This window comes from Termitidicoccus mucosus, from assembly GCF_038725785.1.
GTDB classification, from domain to species: Bacteria; Verrucomicrobiota; Verrucomicrobiia; order Opitutales; family Opitutaceae; genus Termitidicoccus; species Termitidicoccus mucosus.
Genome location: NZ_CP109796.1, coordinates 6547192 through 6570923 on the forward strand (window position 1 = coordinate 6547192; position 23732 = coordinate 6570923).

The 23732-nt window shown below is 64.0% G+C and carries 18 protein-coding genes and 1 tRNA gene; 8 read left to right on the top strand and 11 right to left on the bottom strand.

Annotation, left to right across the window (positions count from 1 at the left end):
• Positions 1–14 precede the first annotated feature (14 nt).
• The gene (ftsA, locus tag OH491_RS23230) at positions 15–1229 is read left to right on the top strand and encodes a cell division protein FtsA (RefSeq protein WP_068768827.1); all 1215 of its coding nucleotides are present in this window, start codon (positions 15–17) and stop codon (positions 1227–1229) included.
• A 20-nt stretch (positions 1230–1249) separates the two neighbouring features.
• Positions 1250–2539, top strand: a complete 1290-nt coding sequence (gene ftsZ, locus OH491_RS23235) for a cell division protein FtsZ (protein WP_342750725.1) — start codon at positions 1250–1252, stop codon at positions 2537–2539.
• A gap of 580 nt (positions 2540–3119) precedes the next feature.
• Here ftsZ and OH491_RS23240 read toward each other — a convergent pair.
• Positions 3120–3194 (bottom strand) — tRNA-Cys (locus OH491_RS23240).
• Between the two features lie 256 nt (positions 3195–3450).
• On the opposite strand from OH491_RS23240, the gene OH491_RS23245 reads away from it, so the two are divergent.
• Both OH491_RS23245 and upp read left to right on the top strand, forming a co-directional pair.
• The gene (locus tag OH491_RS23245; RefSeq protein ID WP_068768825.1) at positions 3451–4428 is read left to right on the top strand and encodes an acyltransferase family protein; all 978 of its coding nucleotides are present in this window, start codon (positions 3451–3453) and stop codon (positions 4426–4428) included.
• 16 nt (positions 4429–4444) lie between these two features.
• The gene (upp, locus tag OH491_RS23250; protein WP_068768824.1) at positions 4445–5059 is read left to right on the top strand and encodes a uracil phosphoribosyltransferase; all 615 of its coding nucleotides are present in this window, start codon (positions 4445–4447) and stop codon (positions 5057–5059) included.
• A 115-nt stretch (positions 5060–5174) separates the two neighbouring features.
• Here the strand turns inward: upp and OH491_RS23255 are convergent, their stop codons facing one another.
• Both OH491_RS23255 and OH491_RS23260 read right to left on the bottom strand, forming a co-directional pair.
• A complete protein-coding gene (locus tag OH491_RS23255; protein ID WP_084441832.1) occupies positions 5175–6536 on the bottom strand; it encodes a M56 family metallopeptidase in 1362 nt (453 codons plus the stop codon).
• Entirely contained in the window at positions 6533–6916 is a 384-nt protein-coding gene (locus tag OH491_RS23260; RefSeq protein WP_068768823.1) for a BlaI/MecI/CopY family transcriptional regulator, read from the bottom strand. Before OH491_RS23260 ends, OH491_RS23255 begins: the two co-directional genes overlap by 4 nt.
• Before the next feature lie 475 nt (positions 6917–7391).
• Between OH491_RS23260 and OH491_RS23265 the strand changes: the two genes are divergently transcribed.
• A complete protein-coding gene (locus OH491_RS23265) occupies positions 7392–10847 on the top strand; it encodes a hypothetical protein (RefSeq protein WP_342750726.1) in 3456 nt (1151 codons plus the stop codon).
• On the opposite strand, the gene OH491_RS23270 is transcribed toward OH491_RS23265, so the two are convergent.
• The 4 genes from OH491_RS23270 to OH491_RS23285 form a co-directional block, all read right to left on the bottom strand.
• Positions 10825–10977 carry a FeoB-associated Cys-rich membrane protein gene (locus OH491_RS23270; RefSeq protein ID WP_084441831.1) on the bottom strand — a complete coding sequence of 51 codons (153 nt, stop codon included), beginning with the start codon at positions 10975–10977 and terminating at the stop codon, positions 10825–10827. The genes OH491_RS23265 and OH491_RS23270 overlap by 23 nt on opposite strands.
• 97 nt (positions 10978–11074) lie before the next feature.
• Positions 11075–13306, bottom strand: a complete 2232-nt coding sequence (feoB, locus tag OH491_RS23275) for a ferrous iron transport protein B (protein ID WP_068768821.1) — start codon at positions 13304–13306, stop codon at positions 11075–11077.
• A gap of 82 nt (positions 13307–13388) precedes the next feature.
• Positions 13389–13637, bottom strand: coding sequence for a FeoA family protein (locus OH491_RS23280; protein WP_068768820.1), 249 nt, complete (start codon positions 13635–13637; stop codon positions 13389–13391).
• A gap of 102 nt (positions 13638–13739) precedes the next feature.
• Entirely contained in the window at positions 13740–13988 is a 249-nt protein-coding gene (locus OH491_RS23285; protein ID WP_068768819.1) for a FeoA family protein, read from the bottom strand.
• 243 nt (positions 13989–14231) lie between these two features.
• Here OH491_RS23285 and elbB point away from each other — a divergent pair, with 243 nt between their 5' ends.
• Together elbB and OH491_RS23295 are read left to right on the top strand one after the other, a co-directional pair.
• A complete protein-coding gene (gene elbB / locus OH491_RS23290; protein ID WP_068768818.1) occupies positions 14232–14888 on the top strand; it encodes an isoprenoid biosynthesis glyoxalase ElbB in 657 nt (218 codons plus the stop codon).
• A 214-nt stretch (positions 14889–15102) separates the two neighbouring features.
• Positions 15103–15612, top strand: a complete 510-nt coding sequence (locus OH491_RS23295; protein ID WP_068769756.1) for a cupin domain-containing protein — start codon at positions 15103–15105, stop codon at positions 15610–15612.
• Between the two features lie 19 nt (positions 15613–15631).
• Here the strand turns inward: OH491_RS23295 and OH491_RS23300 are convergent, their stop codons facing one another.
• On the bottom strand, positions 15632–16396 hold the full coding sequence (locus OH491_RS23300; protein ID WP_068769755.1) for an exodeoxyribonuclease III: 765 nt from the start codon (positions 16394–16396) through the stop codon (positions 15632–15634).
• A 103-nt stretch (positions 16397–16499) separates the two neighbouring features.
• Between OH491_RS23300 and OH491_RS23305 the strand changes: the two genes are divergently transcribed.
• Positions 16500–18002, top strand: a complete 1503-nt coding sequence (locus OH491_RS23305) for a PLP-dependent transferase (protein WP_068769754.1) — start codon at positions 16500–16502, stop codon at positions 18000–18002.
• 341 nt (positions 18003–18343) lie between these two features.
• Here the strand turns inward: OH491_RS23305 and OH491_RS23310 are convergent, their stop codons facing one another.
• The 3 genes from OH491_RS23310 to OH491_RS23320 form a co-directional block, all read right to left on the bottom strand.
• Entirely contained in the window at positions 18344–19108 is a 765-nt protein-coding gene (locus tag OH491_RS23310) for an SDR family NAD(P)-dependent oxidoreductase (RefSeq protein ID WP_068768817.1), read from the bottom strand.
• A gap of 33 nt (positions 19109–19141) precedes the next feature.
• Positions 19142–22336 (bottom strand): efflux RND transporter permease subunit, encoded by a 3195-nt coding sequence (locus tag OH491_RS23315; protein ID WP_068768816.1) that lies wholly within the window; start codon positions 22334–22336, stop codon positions 19142–19144.
• A 105-nt stretch (positions 22337–22441) separates the two neighbouring features.
• Positions 22442–23722: an efflux RND transporter periplasmic adaptor subunit gene (locus tag OH491_RS23320; protein WP_068768815.1), complete on the bottom strand. Its 1281-nt coding sequence runs from the start codon at positions 23720–23722 to the stop codon at positions 22442–22444.
• Positions 23723–23732 lie beyond the last annotated feature (10 nt).

Here is a 23732-nt window from a genome sequence, read left to right on the forward strand (position 1 = left end):
GCCCGCATCCACCCGTGAGTTCCAAGATCCAGACCATCGGAGCCATCGAAATCGGTTCATCCAAAATCAGCGTCCTCATCGGCGAGCTTTCCCGCGGGCGCTCGCTCAGCATCATCGGCAAGGGCGAGTGCCAGTCGCACGGCGTCGTGAAAGGCGACGTGGTCGATTTGCGCGCGGCGAGCGATGCCACGCACGCGGCCATCCTCGACGCCGAGTCGAGCGCGGGCGGCCTGCGCATCGACAGCGTTTTCCTCGCGCAAACCGGCGGGCATCTGGAGGGCTTTTACAACGAGGCGTCCGTCAACGTGCAGCGCGCCGACAACATGGTCACGCAGATGGACATCGACAACGTCTGCGAATCCGCCACCGGGCGCGATCTGCCCGCCGGGCGCATGCTCGTGCACAACATCCAGCGCCCGTTTCTCCTCGACGGCTGCATCGTGCCCGATGCGGAAAACCTCAAGGGCCGCGTGCTCAAGGTCGGTTACTGGACGGTGCACGGCAACCAGGAGCGCCTCGCCAACAACATCAACGTCATCCGCGGCTTCAACCTTCAGGTCAGCGAACTCATCCTCTCCAGCCTCGCCTCCGGCACCATGGTGACCTCGCCCGAGGAGCGCCAGACCGGCGTTATCGCCATCGACATCGGGGCGGGCACGACCGACTATGTTTTCTATCGCGCCGGGCGCGCCTGCATGACCGGCGTCATTCCCGTCGGCGGGCTGCACATCACCAACGACCTTTGCATCGGCCTGCGCCTGACCGAGGGGCAGGCCGAGAAAATGAAGACACGCTTCGGGCGCGGCGTCATCGCCACGCGCGACAAAAACGAAAAAGTCTGGCTCAACGGCGATTTCGCCATCGGCGACCGCCCGCTCCCGAAAAATTCCATCGAGCTCATCACCTCGCTGCGCGTCGCCGAGATCTTCGAGGTGGTGAAAAAGGCGCTCGGCCCGGCGTTTTCGGCCGACCAGGCCGTGTCCGGTGTCGTGATCACCGGCGGCACCTCGCAGCTTCCCGGCATCGCTGATGCCGCCGCGGCGGTCTTCGGCCTGCCGGCGCGCATCGGCGAGTTCCCCGGTTACATCAACGAGCAGCTCCGCGATCCCGGTTACGCGACGGTGCTCGGATTGCTTTATTTTGGATTGAATTCCACCACCGCGGCCGCCGCCGCGCCCGGTCGCCGCAGGAAGACCGGCTGGTGGCAGAAGCTTTTTGCCGGAGCCTGAACCACACAAGCGCCATGAGCATGGACGAACTTCCCCTCACCACCGAAATCCTCACCGACCGCGACATCGCGATCAAACTCGTCGGCATCGGCGGGGCCGGCTCCAATGCCGTCGACCGCCTGAAAATGGAGAACCTCGACCGTCTCCAGATGGCCGTCATCAACACCGACTATCAGGCGCTCTCCTCCTCGCCCGTGCAGGACAAGGTACTCATCGGCCGCGGCATCACGCGCGGACTTGGCGCGGGCGGCGATCCCGAACTCGGGCGCGAGGCGGCGGAAGCCGACCGGGAAAAAATCGCCGCCGTGGTGAAGGACTGCGACCTCGTGTTTCTCGTCGCCGGCATGGGCGGCGGCACCGGCAGCGGCGCGGCCCCCATCGTGGCCGAGGTGGCGACCGAGGCCGGCGCCATCGTCATCGCTTTTGTCACCATGCCCTTCAGTTTCGAGGGCGGCCGCCGCGGCAAGCAGGCCGAGGAAGGGCTCATCGCCTTGCGGAAAGTCTGCGACGCCGTGATTCCGCTGCCCAACGACATGCTGCTCCAGGAGGCCGGCGATGGCGAAGGCGTGCTCGACTCGCTCGCCAACGCCGACCAGTGGATCGGACGCGGTGTGCGCGCCATCTGGGCGATGATGAACCGCACCGGGCTCATCAATCTCGATTACGCGACCCTCCAGCGCGCCTTCATCCGGCCCTGCGGGAAAACCCTCTTTGGCCTCGGCAGCGGCGCGGGCGAAAACGCCGCGCAGGACGCGATTGACAGCCTGAATGCCTGCCCGCTGCTGCATGCGCCGGAATTTTCTAGGAAAGCCGACCGCCTGCTCGTCAACATCATCGGCGGCACCGACCTTACGCTGCCCAAGGTGAACGAGATCATGACCGCCGTCAGCGAGAAGTTCGTCAGCCGCGAGTCGCACATCATCTGGGGCGCGGTGATCGACGAGGCCATGCAAAGCCGCATCGAAGTCTGCGTCATCGGCACGACCGATGTCGGCACGCGCATGGTGCGTCCTCCTTCCCGCAGGACTGGCATTGAGCGCCCCGAACTCATGCAGCCGTCGGTCTCCAAAAAAACGGCCGCCCCGGGCGGCGTGCTTCCGGGGCTCGACGATCTCCTCGGTCAATCCTTGGCGGGGCCGGGAAAAAGGAAGGTTTCGGCACCCTCGGTACCGCCCGCCGAGCAGAATGAATTTGGATTCACCGAGGAGGCGAATCGGGGTGCCTTCGAAAAGACCGATCGTAACCTTTTCGAAGGTCAGGATCTCGACGTGCCCACCTACTTCCGCAAAGGCATAAAGATTATGCTGTAGCCGCGATATGGCGCTTTCGTTGGCCAAGCCTCATTTGGTGAAATCGGCTGGCTGATGATGACCCATGCCAATGCCGGTTGGCCGCGTGTGCTTGGGACACGCATGGTCGAACCAGTCTCTTGGCTGCTTCAGAAGGTGTTTTGCGTTAAGATGAGGCGGCGGCTTCGATTTTCGTTAATCAACCGTGAAAGAAAGCCGGCGTGATGCCTGTGCATTGAAGTTTTTTCGGTGGTGCGCTGAGAGTCATGACGTTGTTGTTTTAGTTCATTAAGTCAGGGTGGCCCTCCGTTTACTCGCATTGATGTGTGTGTTTTCAGCAAAGCGAGGTTGACCGGAGGGCTTCTTTGTTTTGGTCGGCGCTGATAGTGCCTGATGCCATTTCGCATTCACATGGCCCAAAACCACCGCCCGCACGAGAAAAGCCGCCAAACCATCTGGTCGGGTTATTTGCGTTATTGAGGGTGGTTTTCTAGGGCTACCCACCCTTGGCCAAATAAGCGGGATTTTGTTTCTCCCAACGGATGCCAAAAATTTTTTGGCATCGAAGCTCCTCTTCCCTCCATTTTCAGAGGAGAAAAATTGGAGGCGCGGGCCGGAATCGAACCGGCGCATAGAGGTTTTGCAGACCTCGGCCTTACCACTTGGCTACCGCGCCCTTGTCAGGCTTTGCGCGGATGAACGGCTTTTGCCGTCAATCGCGGGTGGTTAACGGGAAGGAAAAATCTCAGGGCCTCAAGACAAATTTTTCCGGCCGGCCGATCCACGGGAGTTTTTAACCGCGTAAACAGATCGTGAGTCAGTTGCAAAACTTGGAGCGGGACTTGCTGGAATGTCGAGGCCGCGCACCTTCAGCCGGATTCCTCGTCCGTGATGCCGGCCGGTTTCCGGCGCTTGCGCGGACGGCTTCGCACATGGACAAAAATTACTCGGTTCTGATTGCCAAGGGCATCGCAATCATCGGGGTGGTCGCGCACCACATCGCAAACCGGCGTTTTCCCGAACCGGAGCGCGGCGAAATCGCCATGCTCGGGCTCATCCTCGGCCAGCCGATCACGATGTTCTTTTGCGCGTCGGGCTACCTGCACGCGCTTTCCCGCGCGCGAAAACCGGATGCGTCGTTCTGGCCGTTCATCACCGCACGGGCGCGGCGGCTGCTCATTCCGTTTGTCATCATCGCACTGGTCTACTCGGTGGTTTACACCCAGCTCGTGGGCACCGGATTGCTGTCCGACGCGCTGGGCACGTCGCAGCCGTGGTGGAAAAAATGGTTTGCCACGCTCACATGCTCGCCGGGCGGGGTGGGAGAGCAGTTGTATTTTCTGCCGCTGCTGTTTCTGGTGACGGTGTCGGCGGCAGGATTCCTGGCGGTGTCGCGGAATCGCGTGGAGTGGGTTTTCCCGCTGGCTTGCGTGTTGATTGCCACGGCCTTCCTGACTCCGGGTTTTTATGAGTTGCTGCCGGGGCGGCCGATCTTGCCGTGGCACCGCCTGGCGGAGTGCGTGGGGATTTATCTGCTCGGATACACGATGGCGGCGCGCCCGGGCTGGGTGGCTTGGCTGGGCGGGACGGCGGCGGCGCTGGCCGCGGGGGCTTGGGCGGCGGGCCGCATGGATGCGTTTCATTGCGTGTTCTGGATCGTGTTGTTCAGCGCGGCGTTGATCTCGAAGGTGAGATTCCGTCCGCTGGAGATAATCGGACAGGCGTCGGGGACGATTTATATCTACCACACGCCGTTCATCCTCCAGCCGCTGCTGGTTATCGTGGCGACGCAGGCACCGCGCGCCTGGCAGGTGCCGCTGGCGTTTCTGTCGATGGCCGGCGTCATCGTGTTTTTGACGGCGGCGCATATTTTCCTGTTGAAAGGGCGGCTCAAATGGGCCGCTTTTTGAGCAAGCTTTTTCTCCCATGTTGAAAACCCTCGATCATCCGCTCGCGTTGCACGTGCTCACGCATCTGCGCGACAAGACCACCAAGCCCGCCACTTTTCGCCGTCTGTGCCATCACGTTTCCGTGATGCTTGCGCTGGAGGCCACGCGCGATCTGGCCACGCGAGAGGTCTCGATCGAAACGCCGCTCGAAACCTGCAAGGGGCGCGTGCTCGACCGTCCGCTCGTGCTGGTGCCGATTCTCCGCGCGGGGCTCGGCATGGTGGAGATCATCGTGGATTTGTTCCCCGACGTGAGCATTGGCTACATCGGGCTGGAGCGCGACCATGCGACGGCGCGTGCGCGCAGCTATTATTGCAAGCTGCCTCCGCTGGAGGGGACGCGGGTGCTGCTGGTCGATCCGATGCTGGCCACGGGCGGCTCGGCGGTGCAGGCCATCGACGTGATCAAGCAGCGCGGCGGCAGTGAAATCCGCATGCTCAACGTCGTCGCCGCGCCCGAGGGCGTGCGCGCGGTCGAGGAGAAACACCCCGATGTGCCGATCATCGCCGGCGCGCTTGACCGGGCGTTGAACGACCGGAAATACATCCTGCCCGGCCTGGGCGATTTCGGCGACCGGCTTTACGGGACCTGAAAAAGCACGCGGAGGTTGGTTTTGCGAAAGCAGGCGGACGTTGCCCGCCCGTTTTTTTTGCGCGCGACGCGGTTATGGGCAATCATGCAAGTCGTCTTTATCCATCTGGCGCTTGTCACGGCCTTGGCCTGATAAAATAACCCACGGCGCGCCATGCACCGTCGGATTCCTTTTCAAAAGTCACGGTTTCAATAATCGAGGGCGCATTTGCAAAGGAAGCGTTGAATATAACAACGGCGTATTCGCCTTTCATCCTTGAGCCATCCGGAGCCGGGATTTCGGTCAATTCCTGTGCCATGAACGCTTGCCGCGATTTCAAGGCACCGAGGGGCGCGCGGTTGTTTTTTAACGCGGCTTCCCATGTTTCGCGAGGGAGCGTTTTTTTGAAAAAAGTCGCGGCATCGTCCCATGATTGCGCGTATTTGCCGGCGTCGATGCCGGCGAGCCAGGCTTTCATGGCCGGGATGGCGGGCGATGCCGGTTCCGCGGCCGGCTGCGCGCGCGCAGGCAGGAAACTGGCGCCAGTTGCAAGGACGAGCGCCGCCAGCACGGCGAGCACGGAATGCGGAGTGCGTTTGGTATAATTCGTAATCATAATCATGCGTTGTTTCAGGTTTTTGATGGATTCCCCAAGTGCGAGGGCGCCGAGGGAGACGGGAAAGGGATGGCCGAGCTTCAGCACGCGCAGAAGCGTCGCGCTGTAGGCGTCGGCGCGGCCGGGCTCTTGCAGCCATCCGATGGCGCGCTCATCGGCGGCCTCCTCGCGAAAGCGCAGCCACCTGCGCGCGGAAAGATGGACAAACGGGTTGAACCAGTGCACGGCGCGCGCGAGCGTATGCAGCCAATGCAGGGGAATATCAAAGGCGCGAAAATGGGCGAGCTCGTGCAGGAACAGGACGCGGAGGTTTTCAGGCGACAAGGCGGACGCGAGCGAAGCCGGCAGCAATATTCTTGGACGCAGCCAGCCGAGAAGCGCCGGAGCGGGGATGCGTTCGGACACGACCACGCCGATCGGCGCGGTCACGCCCGCGCATGCTTTGCAGTCTTCCAGCAAGTCGAGCAGCGCGGGATCGGTGCACAAACGCAAATGCGCCCAGCACCGGCTGGCAATGAGTGTGCGAACGACGGCAATCCCGAGATACAGAACGACGCCAAGCAGCCAAATGACTGTCACGAGAACCTCCGGACGGCTGAAGACGCCCGCCAGCGCGAAGTGGTGCGAGGCTGCGGGATTTGTCATCAAAAAGGCCCCGGGATTTTGCAGAAATTCGACGGCGCGCCCCGCGGCGGCAATCAATGGGCGGGCAACGGGATCCGACACGGTGAAACCCACTGGCAAAAGAAAACCCACCGGCACAAGCATCCACCACAAGCGGCGGCCTGCGGCACGCATTTTTGGGCGAAGCGTGATTTCCAGCAGCCACACAACGGCGAACAGGAGTGTGCCACGCAGGGTGAGGGTGAACAGAAGACTCATGGTTTTCGTTTGCTGGCGCGCAAGATCTGCTCGATCTCGTCGATGTCCCGCTTGCGCAGCTTGCGCGTGCTGGCGAAGTGCGCGAACAAGGGCGAAAGGGCGCCGTCGAAAAAGCGGTCGAGAAACGAGTCGGCTTCGGCCGCCCGATAGTCCGCTTCTCCGTGGACGGCGGCGTAAACAAAGGCCTTGCCGTTTTTTTCGTGGCTGAGCGCGCCTTTGGCGAGAAGACGGCCGAGCAATGTCTTGATGGTCGAGACCGTCCATTCATTGGGGCCGGAGAGCGCGTCAATCACGACTTGGGCCGTGCAGGGGCCGGACTTCCAGATCACTTTCATGACTTCCCATTCCGCCCCGGAGATGCTGGGTAATTTTGATTTCATCTACAGCTGTAAACATAAAACCGTTTACATTTGTCAACGATGAAATCGTTCGCGATGCGGCGCATCGGTCGATCTGGCGGGGGGTTTCCCAAGAGCCCCGCCGGGCATGGCCCGCGCTTTTTTTGTGCGTGCGCCCGGCAGGGGGATCGTTATTGGTTGCGAGAGCTTTATGAAACCCCGTTTTTCCCGTTTTGCCACGCGGATGGCCTTGTTTGTTTGCGCGTGGTGCGCGCCGGATGTTTTTGCGCAGTGGTATGCGCCGGAGACGAATTACCACGATCCGGTGCAGCGCGTGTTTCCGGTCGAGCTGGCGCGGGTGCTGGCCTGGAGGGAAAACGCGGCGCATGGCGCGGGCATCGCCGAGGTGACCTACGATTTGGATTGCGCGGAGGACGGGGCGGCGGAGTGGACCTTGCGCTGGCTCGGTGAAAACGGCGGCGTGTGGCGCGAGGTTAAGGTGAGCTACCGGGCGGCGTTGCTGCTGGGCGGGCCGGATTTTTATCGCAATATCGCGCGGCAGTTGCGCGCGCAGCCGTGGGCGGCGTTTGAAAGGACATCGGAGACGGACTTGGAGACGGCGTTTTGGGAGGGGCTCTGGCAAATGCAGGCGTCGCGAATGGCGACGCTGCGGGAGGCGATGAGCGATGGTGCGCTGAAGAAAAATCACCGGGACGCGGGCGCGGCGGCGCGGCTCGCGGGCGAACTGCTGGCGTCCACGGTGCCGTCGGTCGGAGGCATGCTCACGCTGGACTCCACGCTTGCGGCGCGCGGGGCGGCCTGGCTGGCGCTGGCGGAGGAGGCGGCCGAGGGCGGCGAGATGTCGCTGGCGGGCGATTTGCGGTGGGCGGTGGTCTTGAAGCTTGCGCAGCGCGAGGAGCAGGCGCTGCGGATGGAGTTGAATGTCCGCGCGGGGCGGCGCCCCGGCGATGACATCGCGCAATCGCTGCCCGGGGAAGCGCGCGGGGCGCGGGAGTGGTGGCAGTTTGTCCTTGGGCCGAATGAGCGGCGCGAGACGCTGTTGCAGGCGGCGCGCCACGAATCGCCGGCGAAGGGCGCGGCGTTGCTGGGGCACGCGGTCAGGCTCGGCGAGCATCCGTTCGCGCTGACGCAGGCTGCGGAACTGCTTTACGGCCGTGACAACGCGCAGTTGCCGCAGTTGCTCGATCTGCACGATCTCATCGGTCTGACGGCCGGGCCGCAGGTCCAGCATTGGGTTTTGTTATTATGGGCGGATGCGGCGCGGGCTGACTGGCTCAGGACGATGCGTCAGCTTTCGGATGCGGAGCGCGGTCGAATCTCAGGGCTCGACGAGGCGATAAAGGAGGCATTGCTGCCGCCAAAACTGGATGGCGCGATGATTATGGAGCGGGTGCGCAATGCGTTTGAGGCGACCAAGAGCGGATTCGATGCCCGGCACATGCTTGACCAAGTGTCGCCCGGTTTTCGCAAGTCGGCCCCGTTGATTCGTCTGGGTTATCGGGAGGGCGAGGGCCGGCTGGAGCCGGTGGCGGTCGTGAGCACGCGGGACTTGTTGTGCTTCGGCTGGGAGATGTGCGGCGTGCAATCAAGAATGCGATGGCGGATGATTCCATTTCCGCAGGCCAAAACCGTGTTGCGGGACCAGATGCTTGAGCACGCTCCGGAATTGGGGCCGTTTTTTCAAACAGAACGCTGGTCGCGGGAAATCCCGGAGGTTGCAAATCTGGATCGTTTGCAGCGCATCGAGCACATGGCGGAGACGCTGCTTTTCGCGCCGGCGGGCCGGGTGTTCGGTGTGCCGGAATCGCCGGACAAAACGTTTAACGTGGAGCGGACCCGACGCATGGGCAGGCGCGGCTGGCTGATGCCGATGCACATGAAGTGGGTGGCGCTCGCGCATACGGAAACCATTGGCGACAATGCAATCGCGCCGGAATTTTTTGAGCGGATTCATGCCGAGGGCGGAATGGTGATGGACAGGGTGCTGCTGCTCGCTCTCTTGGGGCGGCCTGCGGCGAAGGCGATACTTGGAGACAAGTTTCAGGAAATTGTCCGGATGCTTTCCGCGAGCATGGCCGAGGGGGATCCCGTGCTGGAGGCGTCCCGACTCGCCGAACTCCGGGAGCGGCCCGATGCAGAGTTTTTGAAAATGCAGGAGTGTGTGTTCTGGATGGCCCCGGACATGGCAATGGCGCGGAATTTTTTCGGCGTTTGTCTGGAAATAAACGCATTTCAGCCCATGCGGCGTTTCTTCGAGGAAGCGCGGCCGATGTTGGATGACGATCCCCAGTTTTATGAGCTTGTCATGGGAGTTGCCGCGCTGGCGTTGGTGGAGAATGACCTGGACGGGGTCCGGCGGTATTTGCCCCTTTTGGGCCGGGAAAACGCGAAGCACCGCGCGATGCTTGCCTTCCTGCTGGCTGTCGCCGATCAGAATATGGAGGACGCAAAACAAGCCGCCGCCGAGATCGTCGCGGCTGGCATGACCGAAGCAAAAAACATCGATGGCTATGTCGCGCTCTGGGCCGCTTTGAGGAATCGGCACTCTCCCGATTACAGAAATGCGTTCGACCATTTGTCCAAGGTCCAAGGGTGGCCGATATTCCAATGGATTGTCGCCAGACAGGCGGGCATGGACACGGAGGAGTTGATCAAGTTTCTCGGCGGGGACCAAGCCCGGGAGGCAAACCAAATGCTGGTGCATTGCCTGCGAAAACAAAAAGGCCCATACCGGAGAGCGCTGAGAGCGGGGATGATCCGAATGGATCCATTGAGCCTCGTGCTGGTCCAGCACGTCGCGTCGCGGCAATTCGGCCAGCCGGAGGTAACCAATGCCGATCTGCCGAGCCTGCGTCCCGAAAAGCCTCCGCTGCCTTTGCGCAAGGCCTTGCTGGCGGAGCGGGAAAAGGGGATCGAGCAGCGGTTCGCGCGCGAGTGCGCGGCTTTCCGGACGGCGGGCGAATGGTGGGCGTTTTATCAGGAGTGGAAGACGCGCAACCGCATCGGCCCCGGGCGCGAGGGCGACACCTCCGTGGATTTGCTGGAGCGGCAGGCGGTGTTGCTGCGGCTGTTTTCCAAACAGCATCCCGGCGACGCGCGTGTGTGGGACGCGCGGCTGGCGCTGGCGCGTTCCGGAAAACCGCACCAGCCGTCCGACGGCGGCGATGGCGCGGAACCGGACGGCGGGAGCGAGCAGGCGCTGGCGTCGCTCGCGGGCGAGCCGGACACGCCTTCCCCAATCCGCGCGGCGGCGATGCGGGAATTGCTGGCGTTGCGTTATCCGTCCGATGCCGCGCCGACGCTGGAGGCGATTTTTGCGCACCAGAAATGGCTGTCGGAATTTCACGGCAAGAAAGGCGAGGCCGTGGTCGTGGACAGGCTCTTCGGAATGCTGGCCCATATGCCCAAGGAGGCGGCGGTGAACATCGCGAGGGAGCTGGTCGATTATCCGGGCACGATGGCGGGCGCGCGGGCCAGGGCGTGGCTGGAAGGGCAAACCTTGTTTGCGCGCCCGCTGGATTTTTCGTTCACCGCTGTGGATGGGCGCGCCGTGGATGTGTCCCAAATGCGCGGCGCGGTGATCCTGATTGTTTTTGCCAACACGTGGGCGCGCAATTGCATCGACGCCATTCCTTCCTTGCGGGGTCTGGAGGCGGCCTACGGCGAGCCCGGCCCCAAGGCCCCGCCGGTGTTTCGCGTGATCGGCGTGACCTTTGCTCGTGACGACGATGCAGCGAAGGCTTTCGCCGCATCGCATGGGTTTCGCTGGCCTCAATATAGCGAAAAAGGCATGCCGAAAATCCATTCATGGATGGGCCATCTGCCCGCGGTTCCGGGCTACTGGCTGGTCGACAAACACGGGATTCCCCGCAAGTTGCCGCTGGACGCGAATCTCGAAACCGAAATCAAGAACCTGCTGGCCGAGCCGCTCAGCGCTTCAGCTTCGCCTTGATGCTGACGGAGGGACAGCCGCAGTCGTGGCCGCAGGCGGATTTGTCTTTTCTGAAAAAACGGACAATCAGCCAGGTCGCAGCGACGGCCACGATGACGAGGGCGGCGATGGTTTGGATTTCGGGCGGCATGGGGAGAGTTTAAGGAAGTAACAAGTGGCAAGTATCAAGAGGGAGGGGCGGAGCGCGTGGTTCTTGTCACTTGTTACCTGCTACTTGTCACTTTTCTTCAGAATCCCAGCAGGCGGCCGCCTTGATGGATGACGAGGCAGACGACCCAGGCGGTGCCGGTCATGTAGGCGAGCTGGAAGGCGGGCCAGCGGAGGGAGTTGGTTTCGCGGCGCACGACCGCGAGCGTGGCGAGGCATTGCATCGCGAAAACATAGAAGACAAGCAGCGTCACGCAAACGAGCGGGGTGAAAAGCGGACGTCCGTCGGGCCAGGCGGCCCTGGCAAAGGCGTCGCGCAGGGTTTCGGGCTCCTCGTCGGCGTTTTCGATGCTGAAGACCGTGCCCATCGTGCTGATGAAAACCTCGCGCGCGGCGAGCGAGCCGATGATGCCGATGCCGATGCGCCAGTCGAAGCCGAGCGGCTCAATAATGGGCTCGATGGCGCGGCCCGCCATGCCGGCGAAACTTTGCTCGAGCTGCCGCTCGGCGGAGGTGGCGGGGGACGAGGCGGCTCCGTTTGCGTTTTGGGCGTTTGGTATTTCCTTGGGCTTTGCCCCTTGGGATGCGGCCCCCGCTTCACTTGCCACTTGATACTTGCCACTTGTCACTTCGCCGCCGGCGGCGCCGCTGTCATTGATTTTTGGATACGCGGCGAGGAACCAGAGGACGATCGAGATGCCCAGGATGGTGGTGCCGGCCCGGCGCAGGAACATCCAGCCGCGCTCGGCCATCTGGCGGACGACCTCGCCGAGGCGCGGCAGGCGGTAGGGCGGCAGTTCCATGATCATGAGCGAGGGCTCGCCCTTGATGAGGGTGCGCTTGAAGAGCCAGGCGAAGCCGAACGCGCCGGTGGTGCCGAGTGCGTAGAGGCCGACCATGATGCCGACTTTCAGGAGCGCGTCGCTGAAGGTCGAGCCGGGCACGAGCATGGCGATCATGAGCAGGTAAACGGGAAGGCGCGCGGAGCAGCTCATGAAGGGCGCGATGAGAATGGTGACGAGGCGGTCCTTCGAGTTTTCCATGGTGCGCGTGGCCATGATGCCGGGAATCGCGCACGCGTAGGAACTGAGGAGCGGGATGAAGGCTTTGCCGTTGAGTCCGACCTTGGCCATGAGCCGGTCCATGATGAAGGCGACGCGGGCCATGTAGCCGGTGCTTTCGAGGAGGCCGATGAAAAAAAACAGGATCAGGATCTGGGGGAGAAAGACGATCACGCTGCCGACGCCGGCGATGACGCCGTCGGTGATGAGGTCGCGCAGGTCGCCTTCGGCCATGCGCGACTGGACGGCCTGCGTGGCGGCATCCTGAAGGCTTTCGATGAGGCCCATGGGATAACCGGCGAAGAGAAAGATGGAGAGGAAAAGCGCGGTCATGATCGCGCCGAGGGCGAGCCAGCCGAGGACGGGATGGGTGAGCACGGCGTCGATGCGGTCGCTGCGCTGCTGGATGGAGGCGGCGCTGGGGCGTTGTTTGTGCTGGACGATGACGCCTTCGGTGAGGCGGGCGATGGCGTCGTAGCGGCTGTTGACAAGGATGCCGGACCAGTCGGTGCCTTCCATTTCCCAGCGTTGTTTCCAGGTGGCGAGGATGGAGGCGGTGCGGTCGCTGAGCGGAGTGGAGCCGGCGACGCGGACGGCGTTGGGATCGGTGAGCAGCAGGAGCGCCTCGGCGCGCGCGATGAGCGGGGGCTTGGCATCGGCGTCGGTGAGCGAGGACTGAAGCTCGGCGACGGCGGGGGCGATGGCGGCGGGCACGTCCCAGGCGTGACGGGAAAGCGCGGGTTCCGGGCGGCTCATGGCGAGCTTGAGCTCGACGAGGCCCTTGCCGTTGACGGCCTCGCAGGGGATGACGGGGACGCCGAGTTCTTTTTCGAGGCGGGCGGCGCGGACATCGATGCCGGCTTGCGCGGCGAGGTCCATCATGTTGAGGACAAGGACGACCGGGCGGCCGAGGTCGAGGACTTGGTGGACGAGGTAGAGGTTTCGCTCGAGGTTGGTGGCATCGACGATGCAGAGCACGCGGTCGGGCAGGGGAGTGTCGGCGCGGCGGCCGAGGAGCACGTCGCGGGTGACGGCCTCGTCGGGGGAACGGGCGGCGAGCGAATAGGTGCCGGGGAGGTCGATGAGGGTGAGCGGATGCCCGTGCTGCGTGTAGGCGGTGCCGGTTTTTTTCTCAACGGTGACGCCCGGGTAGTTGCCGATTTTTTGTTTCAGGCCGGTGAGGGCGTTGAAGAGCGTGCTTTTGCCACAGTTGGGATTGCCGACGAGGGCGAAGACGGGTTGGCGGGACATGGACGGGGCCGCTGCGCGGCCGGGTTAAGTTGGAAGTGGAAGCGGGATGCGGTGGTTTGAGTCTTAAACTTAAACTTGCGACTTAAACTGCCGGCGGCTGAACCGCCGACTCCACCATCACATGCTCGGCTTCGCTTTTGCGGAGGGTGAGGTTGTAACCGCGGACTTTGATTTCGAGGGGATCGCCGAGGGGCGCGGCGCGCAGGAAGGTGATTTTTGTGCCGGGCAGCAGGCCCATTTCGCGGAGGCGGAGGAACGCGGTGCCCTGCTTCGGGAGATCGCGCACAATCGCGCTGGCGCCAAAGGCGAGTTCGGTGAGGTTTTGCATCATGGTAAAGGCTGGGAAAGTCGGGAGGTGCGATGAGTAGTCGAGGTGGCGCGATAAAGGCGCGCGGCTGGCTGCCCGCCTTCGGCTTTTCCGCTTCTTCGGATCCTACATGATCTCGACGACGATGTGTTGGGCGGCGCGGTCGCTCAGCGCGATGCGGGTGTTGCAAAGCTGGCAGAGCAGGGTGCCGCGGCCGGAGATCTTTTCGATGACCACGGATTCGCAAACACCCATTTCGCGCAGGCGCTGGCAAAATTCGGCTTGGCCGGAGAGTTCGCAGACTCGTCCCGATGCCCCGATGGGCAAGGCGGTGAGCGGCATGCGGCGGACGAGAGAAGAGGCGTTGGCGGGCATCAAAAATAAATCGAAAAAAATGAATGGAAATTAAAAGCGAGCGAGTGTGTGAGAATGGGAATCAAAGTCAACCGAGCGCTGGGAAAAAGACATATGAGGCCGGCATGTGCCTGGTTGGAGGCGGATTGCGGCATGCGGCAGGTCTTCCTTGGGGATGGAGCCCCGGCGGTGACGGGATTCCCGGGCTTGTGCCGGGGCGGCAGTGGTGATTGTAATAGGCGCTGACAAACCCTTCCGATATTTATGAAAAAAGTGGCTGTTATTCTTTCCGGATGCGGCGTTTTTGATGGTGCCGAAATCCAAGAGTCCGTGATCACCTTGCTGGCCATTGACCGGGCCGGGGCGGAGGCAAGGTGCTTTGCGCCCGATGTCGCGCAGATGCACGTGGTCAATCATGCCGACGGCAAGGTCGCCGAGGGCGCCCGGCGCAATGTGCTGGAAGAGTCGGCCCGCATCGCGCGCGGGGACATCGCGGAACTGGCGGCGTTGCGGGTGGACGAAGTGGACGCGATCGTCCTGCCGGGCGGTTTCGGCGCGGCGAAAAACCTGTGCGATTTTGCGACGGCGGGCGCCGAAATGACCGTGAATCCCGTGCTGGCCCGCCTGCTCACGGAGGCGCATGATGCGGGCAAGCCGATCGGCTTTGCGTGCATCGCGCCGGTGATCGCGGCGAAGGTGTTCGGCGCGCACGGCGTGCAGGTGACCATCGGCAACGATCGCGACACCGCGGCCGCCATCGAGGCGATGGGGGCGAGGCACGTGGAGTGTCCCGTCGAGGCGGTGGTGGCCGACAGGTCGCGCAAAATCTTTTCCACCCCCGCCTACATGCTCGGGCCGACCATCAGACACGTCGCCGCCGGCATCGAGAAACTCGTCGCGGACGTGCTTGCGGCGGCATGACCGGGCGGCGCGGGCACGCTGAAAGAGGAACCTGAAATCAACCACGAAGGACGCGAAGGGCGCGAAGCTGGAGATCCTGCAATCATGGTCCTCAATTGATCAGATTTCCGCGGTTTTATTTTTGCCAATCCTCGCTCTCTTCGCGTCCTTCGCGGTTAAAAGAAATTCTTTGGAAATTTCCTGAAATATCATGATGCAAACGACGGCGCAGGGCATGACCCGGACGGCGAAGGACTGGATCGAGGCGCTGGGGCTCCTTCCTCATCCCGAGGGCGGTTATTACCGCGAAATGTTGCGCTCCCGGGACCGGATCAACCTTCCCGATGGACGTGAACGGGTGTGCTATACCAGCATCTATTTTCTGCTCACCAACGAAAACCCATCGCGTTTTCACCGGCTCAAGTCCGACGAAGTCTGGTATTTCCACGCGGGGGCCGCGCTGACGGTGCATTGCCTGACGCCCGGCGGCTACGATCACATTCGCCTTGGCCCGGAGCCGGAGCACGGCGAGGTCTTGCAGGCGTGCGTGCCGAAAGGCGCGGTGTTTGGCGCGACCGTTGACGCCGTCGGGGCGTTCGCGCTGGTGAGTTGCATGGTCTCGCCCGGATTTGAGTTTGAGGATTTCGAGCTTGCGGACCAAGCGGAGTTGCTGGCGGCGCATCCGCGGCATCACGCGATCATCCGGCGGCTGGCGCGCAGGGGTTCGGATGCGCCGGGCAAGTGACGCCGGGTTTGAAACCGCGCTAGATTTTGATTTCCAGTCCGACCGGGCAATGGTCGCTGCCCATCACACCGGGACTGATCCAGGCGCGTTTGAGCGCGGGGAGGAAGGACTGGCTGGCCACGAAATAATCGACGCGCCACCCGATGTTGCGGGCGCGGCAGTCGCTCATCTGGCTCCACCACGTGTAGTGGTCGGGACCGGGCTCGAACTCGCGAAACGTGTCCACGAAACCGCTCTCGAGCAGCCGGGTGAAATTCTCCCGCTCCTCGTCGGTGAAGCCGGCGTTGCGGCGGTTGCTTTTCGGGTTTTTCAGGTCGATCTCCTTGTGCGCCACATTCAGGTCGCCGCAGAACACGACCGGCTTCCCCTTCTTTTCCAGTTTTTTCAAATACGCGAGAAAGGCCGGGTCCCATTCGCGCGTGCGGTAGTCGAGCCGCGTGAGCCCGCGCTGGGAGTTGGGCTGGTAAACATTGACCAGCCAGAAATCCGGGAACTCCAGCGTGATCACGCGGCCCTCGCTGTCGTGCCCGCCGGCGCCGATGCCGTTGGTCACGCGCAGCGGCGGCACGCGGGTGAAGACGACCGTGCCGCTGTAGCCGCGCTTCACCGCGCTGTTCCAGAACGCCTCGTATCCAAATTTCCACGACACATGCTGCACGTCGCCGGGGTGCGCCTTGGTTTCCTGGAGGCAGAACACGTCGGCATCCGCGCCCTCCATGTAGTCGTGCAGGCCTTTCTTGAGCGCGGCGCGGACGCCGTTGACGTTCCAGGAAACAAGTTTCATGTCGCCGATGTTCAACGTCCTCGCGAAGAGTTTCAACACCGGCGTTGCCAAGAATGCGCGGCCCGCGCACGCTGTCGGCCTTTTTCATCCTTCACTCACAACCATGTCCGCACTCGCACATATTCCGCTCGGCCAGCGCATTCCCGCCAGCATCCATGGCGTCTCATGCAGCCTGCCGACCATGCGGGCGGTCATCGGCTACGAGACCAAGGACCCCGGCGTGGTGCTGCACATGCACGGCGGCTACCCGCGGTTTGTGCAGCATCCCTACCTGCGGCGGGCGGCGGAGCATGCCGCCGACGCGCTCGGGCTGAAGGACCATCAGATCTGGCTGACCTCGTCGCTGCGCGCCGCCGAGGCGTTGCGCGCGTGGCTCGCGCCGGCGCCGGCGCGCGTGATCACGCACGAACATCTGGGCGGCGTGGCGTTTCCGGCCGATCCGGACACCTTCGCGCGGGCGAAGACGTTTCTCCAGCATACGGGCACGCTGCTCTCGTCGCGCGAGGCGGAGGATTATCTGTGGCGCGCCGGATTGCTCGCCGGGCGGCAGGAAGAGGAGGTGTTCGACGGCTATGCGCCGGCCCGTGTGAAGGGCGTCGTGGCGCGCGCCTTTGGCGCCGATCCGGCCGGGGATGTCTTTTTGACGAACAGCGGCATGAACGCCGTGCACGCCGCGTTCAGCGCCGCCGACGCCGTGCAGCGCGCGCGCGGGCGGACGCGCTGGGTGCAGCTTGGCTGGCTCTATCTCGACACCATCGCCATCCTGCAAAAATTCACGCGGGAGCCGGCGCGCGATTATCATTTCCAAAGCGACGTGTTTGACCTGCGCGCGCTCGAGCGGCTCTTCGCGGAGCACGGCGGCGAGATCGCGGGTGTCATCACCGAGGTGCCGACCAACCCGCTCATCCAGACGCCCGATCTTGCCGCCGTTTGCGCGCTCTGCCGCGCGCATGGCGCGGTGTTCATCGTCGATCCCACCATCGCCTCGCCGCTCAACATCGACGTGCTGCCGCACGCCGACCTGGCGGCGAACAGCCTCACGAAATTCGCCGCGTGCGAGGGCGACGTGATCGCGGGCGCCGTGGTCGTCAACCCGGCGTCGCCGTGGGCGGAGACCTTCCGGCGCGAGGTGCCGGGCCGGCTGGAGCCGCTCTATTCGCGCGATCTCGGGCGCCTCGCGGAACAAATTTCCGGCTACGCTCCGCTCATCGAAAAAATCAACCGCTCGACGCCCGCCGTGGTGGAGTTTTTGGAAAAACATCCGCGCGTGCGCGAAGTTTACTGGTCGCTGCATCCGGGTTCGCGCGACAACTATCTGAAACTGGCGCGCGCGCCGGACGCGGTGGGCGGGATGGTGTCGTTCACCATCGACGGGCCGCTGGACGGATTCTACGACCGCGTGCGCCTGCCGAAAGGCGCGAGTTTCGGGATGAACAATTCGCTCATTTCGCCGTTCATCTACCTCGCGCACTACGATCTCGTGACGAGCGAATCGGGGCGCGAGACGCTGCGCCGCGCGGGGCTGCCGGCCGACCTGCTGCGCCTGTCCGTCGGTGCCGAGCCGGTCGATGAAATCATCGCGGCGCTGGCCGAGGCGCTGGGGTAGGGGGCAAACCCTATCGCGGCGCGAAGATGATAATGCCGGCGCCGATCTCCTTTTTGTGAGGAGCTCTAAACGGCAGATCTGGCCATTTCTTCATTTGAACTTGATAAAAAAAACGCCGGCCTCGTGGCGCCAAACTCCGCGGACGACGGCGAAGGCATTGACCCGGAACTGGCCGCATTGAAAACCGTGCGCGTTCAGAGACCGGAACATCTTGCCAATGTGGCGGAGGCCCGGGCGGCACGCCAAGCCGATGCGAGGGTCTGGCTGGAGCAGGCGGGCAGGCTGCGCAGCTATCGCGAACGCGCCGCATCGCCGGAACATCTCGGTGAGGCGCGCCGGCTTCAACTGGAGCCGCCGGAGACGGGCAGGCTTTGCCCCGTGACCCAGCCGGAGTCGTCCGAAGCGAGAAACACGGCCACCCGGCCGATATCGTCGGGTTGACCGATGCGGCCGAGCGGAGTCCGGGAGACGACGTCCTTCTGGAAATCGGAACCCTCGAAGCCGGCTGCGTGAAACCCTTCCGTCTCGACCATGCCGGGATTGAGCGAATTTACCCGGATGCGACGCGGGCCAAGCTCCTTTGCGAGTGATCGGGAGATCGCATCCACCGCGGCCTTGGTCGCGCTGTAAACCGAAGCGCCGGCGGGGGCGGCCGTGCTCACGAGCGAACTGATATTGATGATGACCCCGCCGGCTTCGGGCTCGAATTGCGCCGCGGCTTGCTGCGAAGCGAGCAGGAGGCCGAGGACGTTGAGGTCGAACTGCCGGTGGAAGTGCGTTTCGGTGACCTCCGCAAGCGGAGCGAAGTCGAAAATGCCGGCGTTGTTGACAAGGATGTCGATCCGTCCGAACGCGGCTTTGGCTTCGGCGAAGAGACGATCGATGTCCGGTTTTTTCGATACATCGGCCTGCATGGCGATGGCTTTGCCGCCGGCGGCGGTGATGGTCGAAACGACCCGCTCGGCCGCTTCACGGCTGGAGGCGTAATTGACGACAACAGTCGCGCCGGCGGCGGCGAGGTGGCGGGCGATGGCGGCGCCGATGCCCTTGGAGGCGCCCGTGACGAGCGCGGTTTTTCCTGCGAGTTTGTGTGTGATGGTGCTCATGACGGTGGAGGGGAGTGAGGATTGCGGTAGCGTTCAGTTTGTTTCGGTGGCGATGGTTGGTGACGCCACCTTGTCCGGCGCGGGGGCGGGCTTTGGTTTTTTCACGCCGAGTTTTTCCAGGACGACGTAGAACACCGGCGTCAGGAACAAGCCGAAGATCGTGACGCCGATCATGCCCGCGAAAACGGCCACGCCCATCGCGCGGCGCATTTCGGAGCCGGCGCCGGTCGAGATGACGAGCGGAAAGACGCCGGCGATGAAGGCGATGCTCGTCATGAGGATCGGGCGCAGGCGGAGGCGCGACGCCTCGATGGCGGCCTCGGCGATGCTCCGGCCCTCCTCGCGGAGTTTCACCGCAAATTCGACGATCAGGATAGCGTTCTTGGCGGCGAGGCCGATGAGCACGATCAGGCCGATCTGGGTGAAGATGTTGTTGTCGCCTTTCGTGATCCATACGCCGGCCATGGCGGAGAGCAGCGCCATCGGCACGATCAGCAGCACGGCGAAGGGCAGCCGGAAGCTCTCATACTGAGCGGCCAGCACGAGAAAGGCGAGCAGCACGCTGAGCGGGAAAATCACGATGCCGGTATTGCCGGCGATGATACGCTGGAAGGTCAGTTCGGTCCATTCGGTGGCCATGCCTTGCGGCAGGGTGTCGGCGGCGAGTTTTTCCATCAGCGCCTCGGCGTCGCCGGAGCTGGTGCCGGGCGCGGGGGCGCCGTTGATCTCGGCGGCGGGATAGCCGTTGTAGCGCATGACGCGGTCGGGGCCGTAGGTCTCGCTGACCTTGACGAGGGAGCCGAGGGGGACGAGTTCGCCGGCGGCATTGCGGGTCTTCAGGCGGCGGATGTCCTCGGCGCTGTCGCGGAAATCGGCATCGGCCTGGGCGAGCACCTGCCAGGTGCGGCCGAAGCGGTTGAAGTCATTCACGTAGAGCGAGCCGAGGTTGATCTGGAGCGTCTCGAAGACGTTTTGCAGCGGCACGCCCATGGTCTTGGCGCGGGCGCGGTCGATGTCGGCCTCAAGCTGGGGCGTGTTGACGGTGTAGCTCGAAAAGATGCCGGCGAGGCCGGGCGTCTGGTTGGCGCGGCCGATGAGGTCCTGCGTGGCGGCGTAGAGGGAATCGAGGCCGGCGTCGCTGCGGTCCTGCACGTAGAGCTTGAAGCCGCCGATGGAGCCGAGGCCCTGCACGGCGGGCGGCGGGAAGATGGCGATGAAGCCGTCCTGGATTTCGGCGAACTGTTGCTGGAGTTGCTGCGCGATGGCAGGGCCGGAGAGGTCCTTCGACTTGCGGTGTTCGAAGTCTTTCAGGCCGACGAAGACGATGCCGCTGTTGGGCGAATTGGTGAAGCCGTTGATCGAAAGGCCGGGGAACTCGATCGCGTTGGCCACGCCGGGATGCGCGAGCGCGATTTCGGACATGCGGCGGATGACGGCGTCGGTGCGGTCGAGCGAGGCGGCGGCGGGGAGCTGGGTGAAGGCGACGAGGTATTGTTTGTCCTGCGAGGGCACGAAGCCGGCGGGCGTCTTCTGGAAGAGGAGCGCGGTGACGCCGAGCAATCCCACGTAAACGATGAGGGCGATGACGGAGAGGCGCAGGAGACGGGCGACGCCGTTGGAATAGTTTTGGGAGATCCACTCGAAAAACCGGTTGAACGGGCGGAAAAACCAGCCGAACGCGAAATCCATGGCGCGGGTGACGCGGTCTTTCGGCGCGTGATGCGAGCGCAGGAGGAGCGCGCTGAGCGCGGGCGAAAGGGTCAGCGAATTGAACGCCGAGATGACGGTCGAGATGGCGATGGTGAGCGCGAACTGCTTGTAGAACTGGCCGGTGAGTCCGCTGATGAAGGCGGTGGGCACGAAGACGGCGGAGAGCACGAGCGCGACGGCGATGATCGGGCCGGTGACTTCGCGCATGGCGCGGCGCGTGGCCTCGACGGGGGAATGGCCGAGGGCGATGTTGCGCTCCACGTTTTCGACCACGACGATGGCGTCGTCCACCACGATGCCGATGGCGAGCACGATGCCGAAGAGCGAAAGGGCGTTGATGGAAAAACCGAGCGCGCTCATCGCGGCGAAGGTGCCGACGAGCGAGACGGGCACGGCGGCGAGCGGGATGATCGAGGCGCGCCAGGTTTGCAGGAAAAGGAGCACCACGAGGACGACGAGCACGATGGCCTCGATCAGGGTGTGCACGACGGCCTCGATGGAGCTGCGCACGAAGATGGTGGGATCGTAGACGATGTCGTAGGCGAGGCCTTCGGGGAAACGTTTGGCGAGATCGGCCATGGTGGCGCGGATGGCGTCGGACGTGGCGATGGCGTTGGAGCCGGGAAGCTGCGCGATGGGCAGGGCGACGGCGGCCTTGTTGTTGAGCAGCGAACGCAGCGAGTAGCTGTCGGCGCCGAGTTCGATGCGGGCCACGTCGGCGAGACGGACGCGTTCGCCGCCGGGGCCGGTCTTGATGATGATGTCGGCAAACTCCTCCTCGGTGATGAGGCGGCCGCCGGCGTTGATGAGCAGTTCGGTCTCGGAGAGGCGGGTGCCGGCGGGTTGCTGGCCGACGGCGCCGGCGGCGACCTGCACGTTTTGCTCGCGGATGGCGGCGACGACGTCGGACGCGGTGAGTCCGCGCGCGGCGACCTTGCCGGGATCGAGCCAGATGCGCATGGCGTAGTCGCCCGAGCCGAAGAGCCGCACCTCGCCGACGCCCTCGACCCGGGAGAGCACGTCCTTGACCTGGATCGTGGCGTAGTTGCGCACGTAGATGTCGTCGTAGCGGCCGTCGGGCGAGAAGAGGTGCACGACCATGAGGAGATCGGGCGAGGTTTTCGTCGTCGTGACACCGGCACGACGGACTTCCTCGGGCAGCTTGGGCAGCGCCTGGGCGACGCGGTTCTGCACCTGCACCTGGGCGGTGTCGAGGTCGGTGCCGAGGCGGAAGGTGATGGTGAGCGTCATCACGCCGTCGGCCGTGGCCTGCGAGAACATGTAGAGCGAACTCTCGACGCCGGTGATGGCCTGTTCGAGCGGCGCGGCGACGGTCTCGGAAATGGTTTTCGGGTTGGCGCCGGAATAGGTGGCGCGGACCACGACGGTCGGAGGCACGACCTCGGGATATTCGCTGATCGGCAGTCGGAAGAGGGCGATGGCGCCGACGAGGAAAATGACGATGGAGAGAACGCCGGCGAAGATCGGGCGTTTGATGAAGAAGTCGGAGAAGTTCATGCGGACGGGTGCAGGTAGGTAGCTGTCGACGCAAGTCGGCAGGCGCGGACGTGAAACCCACGCAGGCGGCCAGCGCCCTGACGAGCGCAGCTACGGGTGATGACTTTATCTGAGCGCGACAGTGGCGGCGGGAGTGGTCGCGGTATCGTTACTGGCGAGCTCCGGTGTGACGGTCATGCCAGGGCGCACGCGGTGGAGACCGTTGACGATGACGCGCTCGCCGGGCTTGAGGCCGTCGCGGACGACGCGCTGGCTGTCGAGCGCGGGGCCGATCCTGACGGTGCGGTAGGCGACGGTGTTGTCCGCTCCGACGGTGAAGACGAATTTCTGGTTCTGGTCGGTGCCGATGGCGCGTTCGCTGACGAGCAGCGACGGCTCGGGTGAGCTGACCGGCAGGCGGACGCGGGCAAAGAGCCCGGGGACGAGCCGGCCATCGGTATTGGGGAAAGCCATACGCACGACGAGGCTGCCGGTGGCGGGATCGATGCGATTGTCGGTGGACTCGATGACGCCGCGGTGAGGGAAGTTTTCCTCGTCGCTCAACTGCATCTCGACCGGCACGCGGCCATCCTTGTCCGTGGCGATGCGGCCGGCGGCGCGGAGGCGGTTGAAGGCGAGAACGGTGTCCTCGTCCGCATCGGCGTACACATAGACCTCGCCGACCGAGACGATGGAGGTCAGCAGGGTGGCGCCGGCGGGCGAACCCGAGACGAGATTGCCCGCGGTGACGTAGGCGCGGTTGACGCGCCCGCCGACCGGCGCGCGCACCTCGGTGTGTTCGAGGTCGAGCTGCGCGGTGGCGAGGGTGGCTTCGGCGGAGAGCAGTTCGGCGCGGACCTCGGCGAAGCGGGTGCTGCGGGTGTCGGCTTCCTCCTCCGAGATGGCCCGGGTCTTGAGCAGGGCATCGGAGCGGCGTGCCTCGCGTGCGGCGATGCTGAGGCGGACGCGGGCGCGTTCGACCCCGGCGGTGGCTTGGTTGACCTGCGCGCGGTACTGGCGCGGGTCGATGACGAAGAGTACGTCGCCCTTGTTAACGAGTTCGCCGGCCCTGAGCCGGACTTCGTCGATGTAGCCGGAAACGCGGGGACGCACTTCCACCGTTTCGGTGGCGTCCACGCGGCCGAGCAGTTCGCGGTGATCGGTGACGATGCGTTGCTCGACCGGCGCGACGGTGACTCTGGGCGCAGGCGGGGGAGTCGCGGTCGAACCGGTTTCGGCGGCAGTGGCTCCGTCGATGAGATAGACGCCGCCACCCACGCCGAGCGCGAGCAGAAGGGCGAGAATGGCGGGCAGGCGGAAATGGGAAACGAGGGAGCCTCCGGCGGCGACGGCGGTGATTTCGGTGGCGGCCGTGCTGCGGCCGGGTGTCGGGTCGTCTGGATTCATGATGAATGGA

Coding starts and splice junctions, on each gene's coding strand:
- OH491_RS23305 (WP_068769754.1), top strand. CDS start 16,500: ATGTCCGCACTCGCACATATTCCGCTCGGCCAGCGCATTCCCGCCAGC.
- OH491_RS23300 (WP_068769755.1), bottom strand. CDS start 16,396: ATGAAACTTGTTTCCTGGAACGTCAACGGCGTCCGCGCCGCGCTCAAG.
- OH491_RS23320 (WP_068768815.1), bottom strand. CDS start 23,722: ATGAATCCAGACGACCCGACACCCGGCCGCAGCACGGCCGCCACCGAA.
- OH491_RS23255 (WP_084441832.1), bottom strand. CDS start 6,536: ATGAGTCTTCTGTTCACCCTCACCCTGCGTGGCACACTCCTGTTCGCC.
- elbB (WP_068768818.1), top strand. CDS start 14,232: ATGAAAAAAGTGGCTGTTATTCTTTCCGGATGCGGCGTTTTTGATGGT.
- OH491_RS23245 (WP_068768825.1), top strand. CDS start 3,451: ATGGACAAAAATTACTCGGTTCTGATTGCCAAGGGCATCGCAATCATC.
- ftsZ (WP_342750725.1), top strand. CDS start 1,250: ATGGACGAACTTCCCCTCACCACCGAAATCCTCACCGACCGCGACATC.
- OH491_RS23280 (WP_068768820.1), bottom strand. CDS start 13,637: ATGATGCAAAACCTCACCGAACTCGCCTTTGGCGCCAGCGCGATTGTG.
- OH491_RS23295 (WP_068769756.1), top strand. CDS start 15,103: ATGACCCGGACGGCGAAGGACTGGATCGAGGCGCTGGGGCTCCTTCCT.
- upp (WP_068768824.1), top strand. CDS start 4,445: ATGTTGAAAACCCTCGATCATCCGCTCGCGTTGCACGTGCTCACGCAT.
- OH491_RS23285 (WP_068768819.1), bottom strand. CDS start 13,988: ATGCCCGCCAACGCCTCTTCTCTCGTCCGCCGCATGCCGCTCACCGCC.
- OH491_RS23315 (WP_068768816.1), bottom strand. CDS start 22,336: ATGAACTTCTCCGACTTCTTCATCAAACGCCCGATCTTCGCCGGCGTT.
- OH491_RS23310 (WP_068768817.1), bottom strand. CDS start 19,108: ATGAGCACCATCACACACAAACTCGCAGGAAAAACCGCGCTCGTCACG.
- OH491_RS23270 (WP_084441831.1), bottom strand. CDS start 10,977: ATGCCGCCCGAAATCCAAACCATCGCCGCCCTCGTCATCGTGGCCGTC.
- OH491_RS23260 (WP_068768823.1), bottom strand. CDS start 6,916: ATGAAATCAAAATTACCCAGCATCTCCGGGGCGGAATGGGAAGTCATG.
- feoB (WP_068768821.1), bottom strand. CDS start 13,306: ATGTCCCGCCAACCCGTCTTCGCCCTCGTCGGCAATCCCAACTGTGGC.